Source organism: Alteraurantiacibacter lauratis, assembly GCF_037154155.1.
Lineage (GTDB): Bacteria > Pseudomonadota > Alphaproteobacteria > Sphingomonadales > Sphingomonadaceae > Alteraurantiacibacter > Alteraurantiacibacter lauratis.
In genome coordinates this window covers 33,219-50,310 of record NZ_JBANRN010000004.1, presented here as the reverse complement: position 1 = coordinate 50,310, position 17,092 = coordinate 33,219, and the positions used below count along the sequence as shown (strand labels likewise).

At 64.4% G+C, this 17,092-nt stretch carries 23 protein-coding genes; 21 read left to right on the top strand and 2 right to left on the bottom strand.

All coding sequences use genetic code 11. From position 1 onward, the window contains the following. Window positions 1-83 precede the first annotated feature (83 nt). The 17 genes from coxB to WFP39_RS05285 all read left to right on the top strand — a co-directional run bounded on the left by coxB (window position 84) and on the right by WFP39_RS05285 (window position 13,225). Window positions 84-1,118, top strand: coding sequence for a cytochrome c oxidase subunit II (gene coxB, locus WFP39_RS05365; RefSeq protein WP_336918164.1), 1,035 nt, complete (start codon window positions 84-86; stop codon window positions 1,116-1,118). Between the two features lie 46 nt (window positions 1,119-1,164). Then, window positions 1,165-2,880: a cytochrome c oxidase subunit I gene (ctaD, locus tag WFP39_RS05360; RefSeq protein ID WP_336918163.1), complete on the top strand. Its 1,716-nt coding sequence runs from the start codon at window positions 1,165-1,167 to the stop codon at window positions 2,878-2,880. Between the two features lie 73 nt (window positions 2,881-2,953). Further along, complete coding sequence (locus WFP39_RS05355) at window positions 2,954-3,865, top strand: heme o synthase (RefSeq protein WP_336918364.1); 912 nt, start codon at window positions 2,954-2,956, stop codon at window positions 3,863-3,865. 34 nt (window positions 3,866-3,899) lie between these two features. Further along, the gene (locus WFP39_RS05350) at window positions 3,900-4,025 is read left to right on the top strand and encodes a hypothetical protein (RefSeq protein ID WP_336918162.1); all 126 of its coding nucleotides are present in this window, start codon (window positions 3,900-3,902) and stop codon (window positions 4,023-4,025) included. Then, a complete protein-coding gene (locus tag WFP39_RS05345; protein ID WP_336918161.1) occupies window positions 4,025-4,627 on the top strand; it encodes a cytochrome c oxidase assembly protein in 603 nt (200 codons plus the stop codon). Before WFP39_RS05350 ends, WFP39_RS05345 begins: the two co-directional genes overlap by 1 nt. Window positions 4,628-4,695: 68 nt before the next feature. Further along, on the top strand, window positions 4,696-5,562 hold the full coding sequence (locus WFP39_RS05340) for a cytochrome c oxidase subunit 3 (RefSeq protein ID WP_336918159.1): 867 nt from the start codon (window positions 4,696-4,698) through the stop codon (window positions 5,560-5,562). A 7-nt stretch (window positions 5,563-5,569) separates the two neighbouring features. Then, window positions 5,570-5,962, top strand: a complete 393-nt coding sequence (locus WFP39_RS05335) for a DUF983 domain-containing protein (protein ID WP_336918157.1) — start codon at window positions 5,570-5,572, stop codon at window positions 5,960-5,962. Beyond that, window positions 5,959-6,522 (top strand): SURF1 family protein, encoded by a 564-nt coding sequence (locus tag WFP39_RS05330; protein WP_336918156.1) that lies wholly within the window; start codon window positions 5,959-5,961, stop codon window positions 6,520-6,522. The genes WFP39_RS05335 and WFP39_RS05330 overlap by 4 nt, the downstream gene beginning before the upstream one ends. 12 nt (window positions 6,523-6,534) lie before the next feature. Next, window positions 6,535-7,935, top strand: a complete 1,401-nt coding sequence (gene thrC / locus WFP39_RS05325) for a threonine synthase (protein WP_336918154.1) — start codon at window positions 6,535-6,537, stop codon at window positions 7,933-7,935. After that, window positions 7,935-8,822 carry a class I SAM-dependent methyltransferase gene (locus WFP39_RS05320; protein ID WP_336918152.1) on the top strand — a complete coding sequence of 296 codons (888 nt, stop codon included), beginning with the start codon at window positions 7,935-7,937 and terminating at the stop codon, window positions 8,820-8,822. The genes thrC and WFP39_RS05320 overlap by 1 nt, the downstream gene beginning before the upstream one ends. Before the next feature lie 124 nt (window positions 8,823-8,946). Then, window positions 8,947-10,191 carry a hypothetical protein gene (locus WFP39_RS05315; RefSeq protein ID WP_336918150.1) on the top strand — a complete coding sequence of 415 codons (1,245 nt, stop codon included), beginning with the start codon at window positions 8,947-8,949 and terminating at the stop codon, window positions 10,189-10,191. Between the two features lie 53 nt (window positions 10,192-10,244). Then, complete coding sequence (locus WFP39_RS05310) at window positions 10,245-10,613, top strand: dihydroneopterin aldolase (protein ID WP_336918149.1); 369 nt, start codon at window positions 10,245-10,247, stop codon at window positions 10,611-10,613. Beyond that, window positions 10,613-10,975, top strand: coding sequence for a Rossmann fold domain-containing protein (locus tag WFP39_RS05305; protein WP_336918147.1), 363 nt, complete (start codon window positions 10,613-10,615; stop codon window positions 10,973-10,975). The genes WFP39_RS05310 and WFP39_RS05305 overlap by 1 nt, the downstream gene beginning before the upstream one ends. A gap of 11 nt (window positions 10,976-10,986) precedes the next feature. Further along, window positions 10,987-11,988, top strand: coding sequence for a GTP 3',8-cyclase MoaA (gene moaA, locus WFP39_RS05300; RefSeq protein ID WP_336918146.1), 1,002 nt, complete (start codon window positions 10,987-10,989; stop codon window positions 11,986-11,988). Between the two features lie 5 nt (window positions 11,989-11,993). Further along, window positions 11,994-12,236 carry a MoaD/ThiS family protein gene (locus tag WFP39_RS05295; protein ID WP_336918145.1) on the top strand — a complete coding sequence of 81 codons (243 nt, stop codon included), beginning with the start codon at window positions 11,994-11,996 and terminating at the stop codon, window positions 12,234-12,236. Window positions 12,237-12,240: 4 nt separating this feature from the next. Then, entirely contained in the window at window positions 12,241-12,699 is a 459-nt protein-coding gene (locus WFP39_RS05290) for a molybdenum cofactor biosynthesis protein MoaE (RefSeq protein WP_336918143.1), read from the top strand. Between the two features lie 91 nt (window positions 12,700-12,790). Next, window positions 12,791-13,225: a hypothetical protein gene (locus WFP39_RS05285; protein WP_336918142.1), complete on the top strand. Its 435-nt coding sequence runs from the start codon at window positions 12,791-12,793 to the stop codon at window positions 13,223-13,225. A gap of 190 nt (window positions 13,226-13,415) precedes the next feature. Here the strand turns inward: WFP39_RS05285 and WFP39_RS05280 are convergent, their stop codons facing one another. Further along, complete coding sequence (locus tag WFP39_RS05280) at window positions 13,416-13,925, bottom strand: hypothetical protein (protein ID WP_336918140.1); 510 nt, start codon at window positions 13,923-13,925, stop codon at window positions 13,416-13,418. A 221-nt stretch (window positions 13,926-14,146) separates the two neighbouring features. Between WFP39_RS05280 and rplU the strand changes: the two genes are divergently transcribed. The 3 genes from rplU to WFP39_RS05265 all read left to right on the top strand — a co-directional run bounded on the left by rplU (window position 14,147) and on the right by WFP39_RS05265 (window position 15,626). Beyond that, entirely contained in the window at window positions 14,147-14,575 is a 429-nt protein-coding gene (gene rplU / locus WFP39_RS05275) for a 50S ribosomal protein L21 (RefSeq protein WP_336918139.1), read from the top strand. Window positions 14,576-14,617: 42 nt separating this feature from the next. Next, entirely contained in the window at window positions 14,618-14,887 is a 270-nt protein-coding gene (gene rpmA, locus WFP39_RS05270; protein ID WP_336918137.1) for a 50S ribosomal protein L27, read from the top strand. A 172-nt stretch (window positions 14,888-15,059) separates the two neighbouring features. Beyond that, a complete protein-coding gene (locus tag WFP39_RS05265) occupies window positions 15,060-15,626 on the top strand; it encodes a GNAT family N-acetyltransferase (RefSeq protein ID WP_336918136.1) in 567 nt (188 codons plus the stop codon). Here WFP39_RS05265 and WFP39_RS05260 read toward each other — a convergent pair. Beyond that, on the bottom strand, window positions 15,572-16,432 hold the full coding sequence (locus WFP39_RS05260; protein WP_336918135.1) for a metal-dependent hydrolase: 861 nt from the start codon (window positions 16,430-16,432) through the stop codon (window positions 15,572-15,574). The two genes, WFP39_RS05265 and WFP39_RS05260, sit on opposite strands and share 55 nt — an antisense overlap. Window positions 16,433-16,488: 56 nt before the next feature. Here WFP39_RS05260 and WFP39_RS05255 point away from each other — a divergent pair, with 56 nt between their 5' ends. Then, entirely contained in the window at window positions 16,489-17,088 is a 600-nt protein-coding gene (locus WFP39_RS05255) for a TetR family transcriptional regulator (protein WP_336918134.1), read from the top strand. The last annotated feature ends 4 nt before the right edge of the window (window positions 17,089-17,092 follow it).

The following is a 17,092-nucleotide window of genomic DNA, read 5'->3' as shown; positions in this document are numbered from 1 at the left end:
GCGTATAGGCCGCGCCGAACGCCCGTTTCCCGGCCTTTGACGGGTCACATGGGCTCGCAACGAAAACGGAAAGCACTGGACTGATGATTTTCGGCGATATCGCCCGCAAGCGGCTGCAATTCCTGGCAATTCTGGCCGCTGGCCTGACGTTCTCCACCGCATCGGTGCCCGTGCTGGCGCAAGATGCGGAATCGGCTGCGGCTCCGGTAGAGGCGACGGTTGCGGCGCCCGTGGATGGCGCGGCGCCTGCGGCTGACGCGGCGGCTCCGGCCGATGCGGCGGCGGTGGAAGCGCCCGCTTTCGATCATTTCGGCGCGGACATGATTATCGGCCAGCCCGAAGCGCGCGGCGTGACTTTCCAGAACCAGCACTCGCCCAACGGCCAATATGCGCTGTGGATGCACGATGCGATCCTGATGCCGATCATCACGGTGATCAGCATTTTCGTGCTTGGCCTGCTGTTGTGGGTGATCGTGCGGTACAACAAGCGCCGCAATCCGGTTGCCTCCAAGACCAGCCACAACACGCTGATCGAAGTCGTCTGGACAGTGATCCCGGTCATCATCCTGCTTGTGATCGCAGTTCCCTCGATCCGCCTGCTTGCCAAGCAATATGAAGCGCCGCCGGAAAACGCGATCACGATCAAGGCAAATGGCTATCAGTGGTACTGGGGTTACGAATATCCCGACCACGGCGGTTTCGAAGTCATCTCGAACATGATGCCCGAAGCCGATGCCGTCGCAGCCGGCCTGCCTCCGCTGCTTGAGGTGGACAACCGCATGGTTGTGCCCGTGGGTGTGCCGATCCGCCTGCAGACCTTTGGCGCGGATGTGATCCATGCCTTCGGTGTGCCTTCGCTCTGGTTCAAGATGGATGCTGTCCCCGGCCGCATCAACGAGAAGATGCTCGTGATCGAACAGCCAGGCATCTATTACGGCCAGTGCATGGAACTGTGCGGTGCGCGCCACGGCTATATGCCGATCGCGATCGAAGCACGCACCCCGGAAGATTTTGAAGCCTGGGTGCTGTCGAAGGGCGGCACACTGCCCGGCGCGGAAGTGGCGGCGGAAACCGCACCTGCTCCCGCTGCCGAGCCTGCCCCGGCTCCCGCTGCCTGATTGTGACTATCCTGTCTGATTTCCTAGCCTAAGGTCCGAGAGAAACATGGCCACCACCGCTGAAGGCTTCGACGCCCACCACGACACCCACGCGCATGATCATGCCGATCACAAGCCGAGCTTTTTCAAGCGTTGGTTCATGTCCACCAACCATAAGGACATCGGCACGATGTACCTTATCTTCGCGATTTTCGCGGGGATCATCGGTGGCGCCATTTCCGGCCTGATGCGCTGGGAACTGGCCGAGCCGGGCCTTCAGGTCATGGGCCAGGTGGTCGAGTTCCTCGGCGGCGAAGGCACCTTTGACCAGCAGGGCCACATGTGGAACGTGCTGATCACCGCGCACGGCCTCATCATGGTGTTCTTCATGGTGATGCCGGCGATGATCGGCGGTTTCGGCAACTGGTTCGTGCCGCTGATGATCGGCGCGCCGGACATGGCCTTCCCGCGCATGAACAATATCTCGTTCTGGCTGACGGTGGCGGGCTTCGTGTCGCTGATGTTCTCGGCCTTCGTGCCGGGCGGCACGGGCATGGGTGCGGGCGTGGGCTGGACGGTCTATGCGCCGCTCTCGACCACCGGCTCGGTCGGTCCGGCGGTGGACTTCGCGATCTTCTCGCTGCACCTCGCGGGCGCGGGTTCGATCCTGGGTGCGACGAACTTCATCACGACCATCTTCAACATGCGCGCGCCGGGCATGACGCTGCACAAGATGCCGCTGTTCGTGTGGTCGGTGCTCGTGACCGCGTTCCTGCTGCTGCTGGCGCTGCCGGTTCTGGCTGCCGCCATCACCATGCTGCTGACCGACCGTAATTTCGGCACGACCTTCTTCGATCCGGCCGGCGGCGGTGACCCGGTTCTGTACCAGCACCTGTTCTGGTTCTTCGGCCACCCCGAAGTGTACATCATGATCCTGCCGGGTTTTGGCATGATCAGCCAGATCGTGGCGACCTTCTCCAAGAAGCCGGTCTTCGGATATCTGGGCATGGCCTACGCCATGGTCGCCATCGGCGTGGTCGGCTTCATCGTGTGGGCGCACCACATGTATACGGTGGGCCTCGACGTGAACACGAAGATGTACTTCACCGCCGCAACCATGGTGATCGCGGTGCCGACCGGCATCAAGATCTTCAGCTGGATCGCCACGATGTGGGGCGGCTCGATCGAGTTCAAGAGCCCGATGGTCTGGGCGATGGGCTTCATCTTCCTGTTCACCGTGGGCGGCGTAACCGGCGTGGTGCTGGCCAATGGCGGCATCGATGACAACCTGCACGACACCTATTACGTGGTGGCGCACTTCCACTATGTGCTGTCGCTGGGTGCGGTGACCTCGATGTTCGCGGGCTGGTATTACTGGTTCCCCAAGATGTTTGGCCGGATGCACAGCGAATTCCTGTCGCACCTGCATTTCTGGGTGTTCTTTATCGGCGTGAACCTGATCTTCTTCCCGATGCACTTCCTGGGTCTGCAGGGGATGGCGCGCCGTTATCCGGATTACACCCCGGCCTATACCTACTGGAACGAGATCGCGTCCTACGGCTACATCATCATGGCCGCTTCGATCGGGATCTTCTTCATCAACATCATCTATGCGTTCACCGCCGGCAAGAAGGCTGCGGCCAATTACTGGGGTGAAGGCGCGACGACGCTGGAATGGTCGCTGTCCAGCCCGCCGCCGTTCCACCAGTTCGAAACCCTGCCGGTGATCGAGGATCACCATACGGCGGACGATCATATCAGCGCGGCGCCCGCCCGCGCCTGATCGGAAACGTGATCGGGGTTTCCCGGAAAGGACTGCCCCCTCTCGCCTTCGGGCGGGAGGGGGTCTTGATATGATGACAAAGGCAGACGCTCCTCTTGCGGCACCGATGCCGGCCGAATGGCGCGATTTCTTTGCGCTGACCAAGCCGCGCGTGATGAGCCTGGTGGTCTTTACCGGGCTGTGCGGCTTGTTGGCGGCACCGGGCGCCATCCACCCCGTAATAGGCTTCACCGCCATCCTGTGCATCGCGCTTGGTGCGGGCGGGGCGGCGGCGCTCAACCAGTGGTGGGAAGCCGATATTGACGCGGAAATGAAGCGCACAGCCGCGCGCCCGCTGCCGCAAGGGCGGATGCGGCGCGAGGATGCGCGCGATTTCGGCCTGTTTCTGTCGGGCACATCGGTGGTGGTGATGGGTCTGGCGGTCAACTGGCTGGCCGCGCTGATCCTTGCCGGGTCGATTGTGTATTATGCGGTCATCTATACGATCTGGCTGAAGCCGCGCACGCCTCAGAATATTGTGATCGGCGGCGGGGCAGGGGCGTTTCCGCCCCTGATCGGCTGGGTCGCGGTAACCGGCGACATCACGCTGATGCCGGTGCTGCTGTTTGCGGTCATCTTCATCTGGACGCCGCCGCATTTCTGGGCGCTGGCGCTGTTCGTGCAGACCGATTACGCGCGCGTGGGGATTCCGATGATGCCCGTGGTGGCGGGGGAGAAAAGCACGCGGCGGCAGATTCTCGGCTACAGCATCGCACTGCTTGCCATCAGCGTGGCACCCTGGGCAATCGGCGGGACAGGGGCGATCTACGGTATTGCCGCGCTCGTGCTTTCGGGTGCATTTGTGGCGCTGTCGGTTCCGGTTGCATTCCGCACCGCCGGGGCCGATGATCGCATGACGCCGGAAAAGCGGCTGTTCGCTTATTCGGTGTTCTATCTTTTTGCCCTGTTCGCCGCGCTGGTGGCGGATCGGGTGTTGCTGGCCTAGATCGGCCGAAACTTGGAGGCAGGTTGACCGCGCAATGACGCCCGATGAAGAAGCCGAATTCCTGCGCCGCCGCAAGGCACGCAACATTGCGCTGGGCCTCATCCTTCTCGGCTTTGTCGTGCTGTTCTACATGATCACCATTGTAAGGATATCGGACTGATGACCGTGTTGGCAAACGCGGGGGGGCAAGGAGCAGGCGGATCGGGGGATCTTGCGCGGCGAAATCGCCGTGTGATGTGGATGGGCTTTGGCATGGCGGCGGCCATGCTGGGCCTGGGTTACGCGGCGGTGCCGCTTTATGACCTCTTTTGCCGGGTGACCGGTTTTGGCGGCACCACGCAGGTGGCGAGCGAGGCGGATGCCGATCTTGCCGCACGCATGGCCGCAAGCGCCGGTGCGCGCGAATTTTCGATCCGTTTCGATTCGAATACGGCCAGCAATATGCCGTGGACATTCCATCCGTTGCAGCGGGTGGACCGCGTGGCGATTGGCCAGCGCGACATGGCGACCTATGTGGCGCGCAACAATTCGGATGTGCCGATCACCGGCACCGCCACCTTCAATGTGGAGCCCGAACAGGCGGGCCGCTACTTCAACAAGATTCAGTGCTTCTGCTTCACCGAACAGACGCTGCAACCGGGCCAGGAGGTGCGGATGCCGGTGCTCTATTTCGTGGATCCCAAAGTGCTGGACGATCCCAACATGGAAGGCGTGGAACAGATCACCCTGTCCTACACATTCCACCGTGCAAAACAGGACTGATAGGCTCTAGACCCTTTGGCCAAGCCGCACTAAGGGCAAGGCAACAGGACTAATCAGGATACCGGACCATGGCTGGCGCCAAGAATCACGATTATCACATCCTCGATCCCGATATCTGGCCGCTGGTCGGCTCGCTTTCGGCGCTCACCTTCACCAGCGGCATGGTGCTGTTCATGCATGACATGAGCGGCGGGCACCTGGTGCTGGGTCTGGGTATCGCGGGCCTGATCGCCACCTTCTTCGGCTGGTTTTCCAAGATCGTGATGGAAGCGCAGCGCGGCGATCACACACCGGTGGTGCAGCTGCACATGCGTTACGGCATGATCCTGTTCATCGCGTCGGAAGTGATGTTCTTCGTCGGCTGGTTCTGGAGCTGGTTCGATTTCGCGCTGTTCCCCGCGCCGCTGGTTTACGATTCGGCGGCTGGGCTGTGGTCGAACATTGTGGGGCAGAGCGGTGAAGAGGCCGCGCGCGTGTTCCCGCATGACGGGATCCATGTGCTTGATCCGTTCGATCTGCCGCTGCTCAACACGCTGATCCTGCTGTGTTCGGGCACCACGGTGACTTGGGCGCACCACTCGCTGATCCACGGTGACCGGGAAGGCCTGAAGAAGGGCCTGTGGGCGACTATCGCGCTGGGCGTGCTGTTCAGCGCCATTCAGGCCTATGAATACAGCCACGCCACCTTCGATTTTGGCAAGAATGCCTATTCCTCGGCCTTCTACATGGCGACCGGCTTCCACGGCTTCCACGTGATCGTGGGCACCATCTTCCTCGCCGTCTGTCTGCGCCGCGCCTATCTCGGCCACTTCACCCCGCGCCAGCATTTCGGCTTCGAAGCGGCGGCGTGGTATTGGCACTTCGTTGACGTGGTGTGGCTGTTCCTGTTCGTCTCGGTCTATGTGTGGGGCGGTTGGGGCGCACCGATCCATTGATCTGCGCGTGACCTCACCGGAAACCACGACAAAGGGGCAGCCCGGTTTGACCGAGGCTGCCCTTTTCGCCTGCTGTCCGCGCTGCGGCAGCCGCACGCTGTTTGCAGGCGTTGCGAGGTTCGCTCCCCGCTGCCGGATTTGCGGCCTGGATTTCGCAGCCTTCAATGTGGGCGATGGCCCGGCGGCTTTCCTGACGCTGGGCGTGGGCGCGCTCGTCACCATCCTTGCCGTGTGGCTGGAACTCAGCTTTGAACCGCCCTTCTGGGTGCATATCGCGCTGTGGCTGCCGCTGGTGGTGGCACTGGTGATTGGCGGCCTTCGGGTGACGAAGGCGGCACTTCTGGTGCGCGAGTTCCAAATGCGCGCCGAAGAACATCGGCATGACGGGAGTGCGTTGTGAGCAGAGCGCACCGCATCCCCATCATTGCGACACTTATCGTCGCTGCGGCGATTGCCACGATGATCGGCCTTGGCATCTGGCAACTGGGCCGGATGCAGGAGAAGGAAGCGCTGATCGCCCGCTATCAGGCCGCAGCGACCAGTGCGGAGACGCTGGCCGCGCTTCCCGCCGATCCGCTCGCCAATCTCTATCGCCGGGTAGCGTTTACCTGCACCGGGGTAACGGCCTGGAATGCGATTTCCGGCCGCAACGCGCGCGGGCAGGCGGGATATGTTCATATTGCCAGCTGTCCGGGCGCGGAGGTGGTGCTCGGCTGGTCGCGCGATCCCTCGCTGGTGCCCGATTGGGCAGGCGGGGCGCTGACCGGCACAATCGATCCCGGCGGCGTGGCGGGCTGGCGCATCGTGGCCGATCCGCCGCTCGCCGGTTTGGAGGCAAACGCCGCGCCCGATCCGGCCGATACGCCCAACAACCACCTCGCCTATGCGGGGCAGTGGTTCTTCTTCGCGCTGTCGGCGCTGGTCATATATGTGCTGGCCTTGCGCAAGCGGGGGCGCTAACCGCGCGGGGCTATGGAATATATCTCGACCAGGGGCGCTGCGCCCGCACTCGATTTCGCCGGGGTTACAATGGCGGGCCTTGCCAGCGATGGCGGGCTGTATGTGCCGCGCGAATGGCCACGCTTTTCGGCAGACGAAATCCGGGCGATGCGCGGGCTTCCCTATGCCGAATTGGCGGTGCGGGTGATGCTGCCCTTCGTGCAGCCCAGCCTGACCGAAGACGAACTGCGCGCGCTGGCCCAAGAGGCCTATGGCCGCTTCGCTCATGCCGCGGTCACTCCGCTCAAGCAGTTTGACGAACAGCATTGGCTGCTCGAACTGTTTCACGGCCCGACGCTCGCCTTCAAGGATGTGGCGCTGCAATTGCTCGGCCGGTTGTTCGAGCATTTCCTGGCCAAGACCGACGCGCATCTCACCATCGTGGGCGCGACCAGCGGCGACACCGGCAGCGCGGCGATCGACGCGGTGGCCGGGCGCGAACGGGTGGATATCTTCATGCTCCACCCCAATGGCCGCGTGTCCGATGTGCAGCGCCGCCAGATGACCACGGTGCGCGCGCCCAATGTCTACAACATCGCGATCGACGGCAGTTTTGACGATGCGCAGGCGATGGTGAAGCGCATGTTCAACGATGCCGAGGTGAATACGCGCTACCGCATCACCGCGGTCAATTCGATCAACTGGGCGCGGCTGATGGCGCAGGTGGTGTATTATTTTGCCGCGGCGCTGCAACTGGGCGGGCCGGATCGGAAAGTAGCCTTCAGCGTGCCGACGGGCAATTTCGGCGATGTTTTTGCCGGCTATGTCGCGGCGCAGATGGGCCTGCCGGTCGAGAAGCTGATCGTGGCGACCAATATCAACGACATTCTGCACCGCGCGCTGTCCACCGGCGATTATTCGGCCGGAACGGTGACGCCCACGGCGGCGCCCAGCATGGACATTCAGGTCTCCAGCAATTTTGAGCGGCTGCTGTTCGATTGCGGCGGGCGCGACGGCGTGGCGATGGCTGAACAGATGCGCGTGTTCGAAACGACCAAGGCTATGCAACTGACCAATGCGCAACGGGAAAAGGCGGCGGCGCTGTTTACCTCGGCCCGCTGTGACGGGGACGAGATGACCCGCGCTATGGCTTGGGCCAAGAACAATTGCGGCGAGATCATCGATCCGCATACCGCGATCGGTCTCCACGCCGCGCGCCATGCGGGCATCGACCCGGCAGTGCCGGTGGTCACACTGGCGACCGCGCATCCGGCCAAGTTCCGCGACGCGGTGGAACGCGCCACCGGCCAGCGCCCCGCACTGCCGGCACGCATGGGCGATCTGTTCGAACGCGCCGAAAGCTACACCGAATTGCCGGGCGATTATGATGTGGTGCGTGCCTTTGTGGAAAGCCACGCGACGCCGAGCCAGTAATGGCGAACCTGGCGCTGCAACCGCTGGTGATGGAAGGCGCGCCGTGGGCCGATTACGGCCTGGTCGACAGCGGCCATGGGCGCAAGCTGGAACGCTATGGCTCCTATCGCTTCATCCGGCCCGAACCGCAGGCGATGTGGACGCCGCGTCTGGCCGATTGGCAGGCGCATGGCGAATTCGTGCCTGGCAGCGACGAGGATGGCGGCGGGCGCTGGCAATTCAGCGGAAAGGTGCCGAAAGACGGCTGGCCGCTCGGCTGGAACGAGGCGAAGTTCACCGCGCAATGCACGCCGTTTCGCCATCTGGGCTTCTTCCCCGATATGGCCCCGGTATGGGACTGGATGCGCGAACAACTGGCCGGGCGCAGCGATGCCGCCACGCTCAACCTGTTTGGCTATACCGGCGTGGGCACGCAGGCGCTCAGCCGCCATGGCCCGGTGACACATGTCGATGCCAGCAAGAAATCGGTCGCGCAGGCGCGTGCGAATGCGCAATTGGCGGGCATGGCGGATCGCCCGATCCGCTGGCTGGTGGACGATGCGGCGAAGTTCACCGCGCGCGAAGTGCGGCGCGGCAAGCGTTATGACGGGATCATCCTCGACCCGCCCAAATTCGGGCGCGGGCCCGAAGGCGAGGTGTGGCGGCTGGAGGAGCATCTGCCCGGTCTGGTTGCCGACTGCGCCCGGTTGCTCGATGGCGACAGCCGGTTCCTGTTCCTGACGGTTTACGCGGTGCGGATGAGCAGCCTCGCCATCGGCGGCCTGCTGGCCGAGGTGCTGCGCGATCTGCCCGGAACGGTGGAGCACGGCGATCTGGCAGTGCGCGAGGAGGGCGCGGATGGCCGGTTGCTGCCCACCGCCATTTTCGCCCGCTGGCGCCGCGACTAGCGCGACTCAGTCCGCGCGCAATTCGCGCTTTGCGGCGGCTCGCGACAGGCATATGCTGGCACCTCTTGCAGGGCCTGCCTGCTGGTGGAGTCGGCGGTTCCCTGCGCGTTTGGGGGGAACAACGATGCGCACACGCTTTCGCGTCCTGATGCTGGCCGGCCTTGCCGCCGGTGCGGCTACACTCGGCCTCGCGCCGGTCCTGTCGCAGACCAATACGCAAACGGTAGCTCGCTACACCATGGATGCGGGCACGCTGTCAGGCATGGCGGCGATGAGCCAGGGCGGCGGCGGCATGGGTGCGGTCATGAACATGATGCGCGGCGGCGATCAGGTGGCGCACGAACTGGTGTTGCGGCTGGGAACTGTGCGCGCGCCCGCCAACGGATCGCCGGCCGCCGACCACTTCATGCCCGAAAATGCCCGGCTTGGCCCCTCGGTGCCGCTGGTCACTCCGCGCCCTGCTGTTCGGGAAGCGGGAGAGCCGGGCCAGATTGGCCAGACCGAATTGCCGCGCGGGCGGTTGCTGCTGTTCTGGGGCTGCGGGGAGAATGCCGGGCCGGGCCAGCCGGTGATTATCGACTTTGCGCGGCTGGCGCGCGGCGAAGTGCCGCCCGGCCTCTATGCCCAAGGGCTGAACCTGCCCGACGATTGGCAGGTGATGCCAAGCAACAGCACCACTTACGGCGAATGGCCGAATGAGCGGGCCGACCGGCGGCTGACCGCGCAATCCTCGCTGCTGGGCGCGCACCGCGTGGCGGGCAATTACACGCCCGATATCGCCTTCAATCTGGCAGAGGATTTCATGCCCGCGCTCAATCCCACAGGCGCAGAATTGCCGGGCGGGGCGGTGCGAATGCGCTGGAACCATCTGGACAAGGCCACCGGATATTACGCCTGGGCGATCGGTGCGGGCCGGAACAATCGGGACATGGTGTGGTGGACCAGTTCCACAACGCAGGCCTTTGGCGGGCCGTTTGCCGACTGGATCAGCCCGGCCGCCGCGCGCCGCTATGTCGAGGCGGGGCAATTGCTGGCACCCGGCACCACCGAATGCGTCATCCCGCGGCAAGTGCGCGAACAGGCGGCAGAGGGGATGATGACCAGCCTTTATGCCTATGGCCCGCAGGCGGATTTCTCCTACCCGCCGCGCCCGCAAAATGCGCCGTCCTCGTGGCGGCCCGAATGGGTTGCCCGCGTGCGGTTCCGTTCCATGGCAATGATGATTCCTGGCATGGAAGCGATGATGGGCATGGGCGGTGCGGGACAGGACACGGATGCCGCGCCACAGGCCCCGCAGCCCGCCGCCCTGCCGCGTTGCCGGGGCGGTTTGCGCGGGATAGCTGAACGCGCCGCCGGACTTTGTCAATAAAGCGGGACTGATCGCGCTTGCCAAGCGGGCGCGCCTTTGCCAAGGGCGCGCCCATGGCAGACAGCCTCATCCTTGAACTCGCCGATTTCGTGCACGATGTGCACACGGGCATCTATTCCGAAGAAACCGGCCAGCCGCAGCCGCTGAAGTTCACCGTGCAGGTGAAGCTGAAGGTCGAGGATCGCTACGATCCCGAAACCCCGCTCGATGCGTCCAAGAATTACATGGATCTGAAATTCGCCTGTTCCGAAGGGCTGGGCGATACGCATTACAAGCTGATCGAGGCAGTGGCCGATCACGTTGCCGAAACGCTGTTTTTGCAGGATAGCCGTGTGGAACAGGTCAGCGTCAAGATCGTCAAGCTGGCGCTCTCTGAGGCGGACGAGCAGATCGGCATTACGCTGGTGCGGGAACGGCGCTGATGGCGCAGAGCGTGCTGCGCATTTCGCGCCTGCCCGATGCGGCGCTGGAGGCGGCGGGCGCGTTTCACACCCATGTCGCTGACGAATTGCGGAAAGCGACGGAAGCGCTTCCCGAAGGCGGCGATATGGTGGTGATCTTTCCGCCCGCGCCGCCCGATCACAGCGGCTGGCGCGAAGCCGCCGTGCAGGACATGGCCCGCGCTGCCGCGCCGCAGCGCCGATTCAACGCCATTGTTGGCACGCACGAACCGGATATCGACGCGGTGCTGGCCTATCTGGCCGATGCGCCGGGCGTGACGGGGCAGGTGTTCATGCTGGACGAAATCAACGGACGGGATGGCAATCCGGCAAAATCGGACTAAATGAGTCCGATATGAGCTGCGCCAAACCCCTTGTCGACGCGTTCAACCGCCGCATTTCCTATCTTCGCCTGTCGGTGACCGACCGGTGCGATCTGCGCTGCACCTACTGCATGCCCGAAGCGATGCAGTTCCTGCCCAAGAAGGACGTGCTGAGCCTGGAGGAGCTGCACAAGCTCGCGCTCGCCATGATCGACCGGGGGATTACCAAGATCCGCCTGACCGGCGGCGAACCGCTGGTGCGGCGCGATGTGGTGGACTTGATCGCCGCGCTGGGGCGCAAGCTGGGGGACGGGCTGGAGGAGCTGACACTTACCACCAATGGCACGCAATTGGCCGACCATGCCGAGGCGATTGCGGCGGCGGGCGTGCGCCGCATCAATGTCAGCCTCGATACGATGGACGGCGCGCTGTTCCAGCAGCTTTCGCGGCGCGACCGGCTGGTGCAGGTGCTGCAAGGCATTGCGGCGGCCAAGGAAGCGGGCCTCAAGGTCAAGATCAACACCGTGGCGCTGAAAGGCCTGAACGAGGAGGAGATACCATACCTCGTCGAATGGGCGCACGCGCAAGGGCACGACATCACGCTGATCGAGGTCATGCCGCTGGGCAAGGTGGATGGCGAGCGGGTGGATCATTACCTGCCGCTCACCGCGGTGCGCGATGCGCTGGAGGCGCGCTTCACGCTGGAAGACAGCGATTTTCGCACCGGTGGCCCGTCGCGTTATGTTACCGTGCGCGAAACCGGCGGGCGGCTGGGCTTCATCACGCCGCTGACCAACAATTTCTGCGCCGGATGCAACCGCATCCGTGTGACCGCCACAGGCCAGCTTTTCGCCTGCCTTGGCGGGGCCGAGATGGTCGATCTGCGCGCCGCGCTGCGCTCCGATGATCCCGATGCGCGTCTGGCCGATGCGCTGGACGAGGCGATGCGGATCAAGCCTGAACGCCACCATTTCCGCATTGCCGAAGGCGTTGGCCCGGCCCAGCCGCGCCATATGTCGGTGACAGGGGGCTGAAGGGCATGAGCGTGCGCATCGTGTTCCTGGGCAAGCTGGCCGACCTGGCCGGAGTGGCTGAGCGGGATTTGCCTGCGCCGCTCGACTGGCAGGGTCTGCTTGACGCAGTGCCGGGCCCGCTGGGAGAGGCGGTGCGCAGCGAACGCACGCGCATTGCCGTCAACGGCGCATTGCTGGCCGACAAGTCGGCGCTCAGCGCGGGTGAGGGGGACGAGGTGGCGCTGCTACCGCCCGTCAGCGGCGGCTGATCCGATGGCCCGCGATGTTCGCCTGTTGGCCGAGCCGTTCAATCCCGGCCAGTTCGTCGGCCCTTTCACCAATGCCCATCCCGGCCTTGGCGGTGTGTGCACCTTTGTGGGCGAAGTGCGCGGCGGCGAGGGGCAGGATGCGGGCGTCGAAGCGCTCGAACTGCTGCATTACCCGCCCATGACGCTGCCCGGTATGGAGGCGCTGGCGGATGAGGCGCTGGCCCGGTTTGACCTGATGGGCATCCTCATCATCCACCGTACCGGCGTGATGCGCGTGGGCGAGCCGATCGTGCTGGTATCCGCCGCCGCCCGCCACCGGCGCGGCGCGATTGATGCGGTGGATTTCACGATGGATCACCTCAAATCGGACAGCTGGTTCTGGAAGCGCGAGAGGCGCGGCGGACAATGGCACTGGATCGAACCGCGCGAACAGGATCACGCTGATATCGCCCGCTGGGGGTGAGTGAAACCGCCATCGCGGTTTGACGCAAATCAAGGCGTAGCGGTGCGATTCGCGGCAATCCTTCACCTGTCACACAGGAAGGATCGCCATCATGGCCCAGAAGCACAACCTTGCCGCCATTGCCGCCCATGCCGATATCCATGCCGAGCCGCCCGCGCTGCGTGCGCCGCATGTCGTGGACCGCACATTCGAACTGCCGCGCGGCCTCTATGTCGCAATGGTCGGGTGTTATCTCACCTTCCTTGCCACTACGGCGCTGGCCTTTGCCCATGCGGAACTGATCATTCCGATGGCGATCTTTGCCTTCTTCATCATTGCCGGGTTCGGCCTTCCCACGGTGTGGACGAAGATGGCCCCCGATGCTCCCAAAAAGGCCATGAGCTGGGCTCGTTTCCAGCGCGATGGCATTACCGCCCTTACGGGGCACAACACCGCAGGCGCGGCAACAGTGCAGGTTCTGATCCTCCCGGCACTGATCGTCGTCTGGGGTCTGGCGGTTGTGACCATTGCCGCCCTGGTGCGCTAAACCCTTTCACACGCGAAAAGGGAAAGCGCTGCCATTTGCTCCGTATGCGCGCGGGGTCGACCTCAAGGTCGGCCCCGCGTTTTGCGTTTGCGGCTTGGGGGTCGACCTCAAGGTCGGCCCCGCGTTTTGCGTTTGCGGCTTGGGGGTCGACATCAGGGGCGGCCTCGCGTTTTGCGTTTGCGAGGTGGTTCTAGCCGCCCAATTGGCCGAGCAGTGCCGCGATCACCGCGTCTTGCTGATCCACCAATGTATTGATTTCGGCCAGCGCGGCGCCCGTTTCGGCAATGTCCCCGCCTCCGGTGTGGGCATCGACATGCAGCCGGTCGATATCGGCCAGCGCGATCATCGTGTCGCTGCGCAGCGATTCGAGATTGGCGATGGCGACCTGCGCGCGCGCCCATCCTTCGGTGCCTGCGGCGCTGCCCCGTGCGCCCGCCACGAGCCTTTCCGTCGTGGGCTGCGCGGCAAGGAAACGCTGGTGCGCGGCGCGGGCGCTGGCGGCCAGCGTATCGAGCTGTGCCAGCGTGGCGGGCGTCGCCGGGGCTGGCGTGAAGGCGGCGGCAGCCGCGTCGATGACGCCTGTCACCCGCTCCGAATCGCGGATGGAGAGGCTGGGATAGCCTTCGCTGCGCGCGCAGCCGCCCAGCAGCAGGAACAGCGCGGCGCTGGCCGTAATCAGCTTGTCATGGCGGTGCATCATTGCGCATGCCTTAGACGGGCGGCGGCGCGGTTTCCAGCATGGACTGGGCGCAGGCGAATTACGCGCCGTGCCGCGCGAAAATGCGCCCCCCGTGTTGACAGGCGCACCGCTCTGCCGTATCGGCGCCCCACTTGGCGGTGCCCTTGTGGGCGCCTTTTTTGTCATTGCAGCGGGTTCTCGTCCGCCTCAAGGACAGCGATTAGAAACGGAAGTTGGACACCATGTTCGCAGTCGTGCGCACAGGCGGCAAGCAATATCGCGTTGCCGAAGGAGACAAGATCGCGGTTGAAAAGCTGGCTGGCGAAGCCGGCGACACGATCGTGCTGGGTGATGTGCTGCTGGCCGGCGAAGGCGCCGATCTGGCGGATGCATCCAAGGTGACGGTCTCGGCCGAGATCATCGCCCAGGCGAAGAGCGAGAAGGTGATCGTCTTCAAGAAGCGTCGCCGCCACAACTATCGCCGCCGCAACGGCCACCGCCAGCAGATGACGCTGCTGCGCATCGTGGGCGTGGGCGAAGCGAAGAAGGCTGCGCCGAAGAAGGTCGAAGCCGAAGCAGCGCCTGCTGCGGATGCGGCACCTGCCGCCAAGAAGGCCCCCGCTTCGAAGGCTGCGCCCAAGAAGGCCGCTGCCAAGAAGGCCGCTGAATAAGATTTATCCCGGCCCCGGCCGGTAGAGACGGAGTAAGACGAGATGGCACATAAGAAAGCTGGCGGTTCGTCGCGCAACGGTCGCGATTCGGCTGGCCGTCGCCTCGGCGTGAAGAAGTTCGGCGGCCAGGAAGTGGTCGGCGGCAACATTATCGTGCGTCAGCGCGGGACCAAGTTCTATCCGGGTGCCAATGTGGGCATCGGCAAGGACCACACCCTGTTTGCGCTCACCGGCGGGCGCGTGCGTTTTCACATGGGCAAGCTGGGTCGCCAGTACGTGTCCGTGGACATGCAGGCCGAAGCAGCCGAATAACCGGGTGATCCGATAAAGGGGTCATCCACCGGGTGGCCCCTTCGGACAAGCAAAGTCCGAAAAGTCGAAGGAGATGGGGCTGACCCGTCTCCTTTTTTCGTTCTCCTTCGCAACATGTTCGTCATCCGCCGCGCCTATGCGCGCGGCGGGGGCGCGACGAGGGAGAAGTACCGTGTTCCATCGCACGCAAAGGTTGTTCCTGCGGCCGCCATTCCCGGAGGATTGGCGCGCCCTGTATTCGGGCATCAACGACGCCGGCGTGGTGCGGATGCTGGCCCGCGCGCCCTGGCCCTATACCGAAAGCGACGCCAAGGCGTTTTGCAGCGCGTCGCCCGATCCGCTCGAACTGCGCTTCCTCATCACGAAGCCCGGCGTTGACGGGGCAACGGTGATCGGCGGGATCGGGCTGAACGGCGCGGCGGAAGTGCCCGAAATCGGTTACTGGATCGCGCGCGGCCACCGGGGCAAGGGATATGCCACCGAAGCGCTGCGCGGCGTGCTCGATATTGCGCGGATGCTGGGCGTGCGCCGGGTGGCGGCAGGTCACTATATCGACAACCCGGCCAGCGGCGCGGTGTTGGTGAAAGCGGGCTTTGCCGAAACCGGCGAGCTGCGCCCCACCCACGCGCTGGGCCGGGGCGGGCAATTGGTGCTGTCGCGGCGCTATGCGCTCGACCTCGCCATTCAGGCCGAAGCGGGAGAGGCGGGCGTATCGGGCGGGGAGTGCAAGCCCGCCTGATAGCCGGCAATCAGATGCCGGTCGTCGATCTGCCACGGGTGGAAACCTGGCGCAAACCAGCCGGCCCATGCGGGCACGACGCGCGTCAGGATTCCCGGCTTCAGCCACAGATAGGCAAACAAACGCCAGCTTGCGCGCCAGCCGGTGATCCCGTCCTGCGCCAACAATTCCAGCGCGTCGATCCAGCGGTTGCGCAGGAATCGGCGCGACACATCGGCCATCACCGCCGCGCGCAGCAGCCAGCGGCGCCGCGGCGTCCAATCGCGCGTGGCGTGCAGCAGCGTGTCAAAGGCGACCGCCTTGTGCTCGATCTCCTCTACCGCGTGCCAGCGCCACAATTCCGCCAGATCGCCATCCGCATGGCCGAAATGTTCAGGTCGGGTGAGGAACTGGTGTGAAAAGATCGCGGTAAAGTGTTCTAAAGCCGCGGTAATCGCGAGCCGGATGATGGGCGGCTTGTCCTCTGTCATCGCCACCAGCGCAGCCACGCGCGCGTCGATCGAGGCAAGGTCATAGCCCGCATCCTCTGCCGCACGGTTGAAGGCGAGATGCTCGCGGCTGTGATTGACTTCCTGCCGGATGAAATCACGAATCTGCGCAGCCAGCGCCGGATCAGTGCCGTCGCGGTGCGCCTTGACTGCGGCGATGAACATCGCCTCGCCGCGTGGGAAGCTGGCCGACAGCGCGGTGAACCACGCACTCGCCACCGGATCGCCCCCCAGCCAGTGGTGCGGCAACTTCTGTTCCCGGCCAAAGCGCCGGTCGCGCACGGTGAGGGCCAAATCTGCGGGTGACTTGCCGGGCATGGGCACAACCCCTAGGTCTGCTGCTGATGCACGCGATATGGATTTAACTGACATCAATGTCAATAAGGAAGCGCCTCTCGCCTGAGGAAAGCCGCGCCGCTGCGCTTGCCGCCGCACGCGATCTGCTGGTGGAAGCGGGGCCGCAGGCAGTCACGCTGAAAGCCGTTGCCGCGCGAATTGACCGCACGCATGCCAATCTGCTGCACCATTTCGGCAGCGCGGCAGGCCTGCAAAAGGCGCTGGCGGCGCAGATTGCGGGCACGGTGTGCGACGCAATCAGCGATGCGGTGCGCGCCACGCGCGGCGGCACCGGCACGCCGCGGCAGGCAATCGACCTTGCCTTCGATGCCTTTGGCCGCGAAGGCGGCGGCGCGCTGGCCAGCTGGATGCTGCTGTCGGGGAATGAGGATGCGCTGGATCCCATCGTCGAGACGATCCACCAACTGGTCGATGAATTGCATCCGTCCGAATTGCAGCCGGGCGCCAACCGGCTGATGCACGAGGCGGCCTATACTCTGGTGTTGATGGCGCTGGGCGATGCGTTGCTGGGCGATATGCTGTCGGCCTCGTTCAAGGTGCAGCGCAATACCGCGCGCGACAAGGCGGCAGAGATGATCGTCGCCGCGCTCAAGCAATCAGGCGAAATGCGCGGCTAGGCGG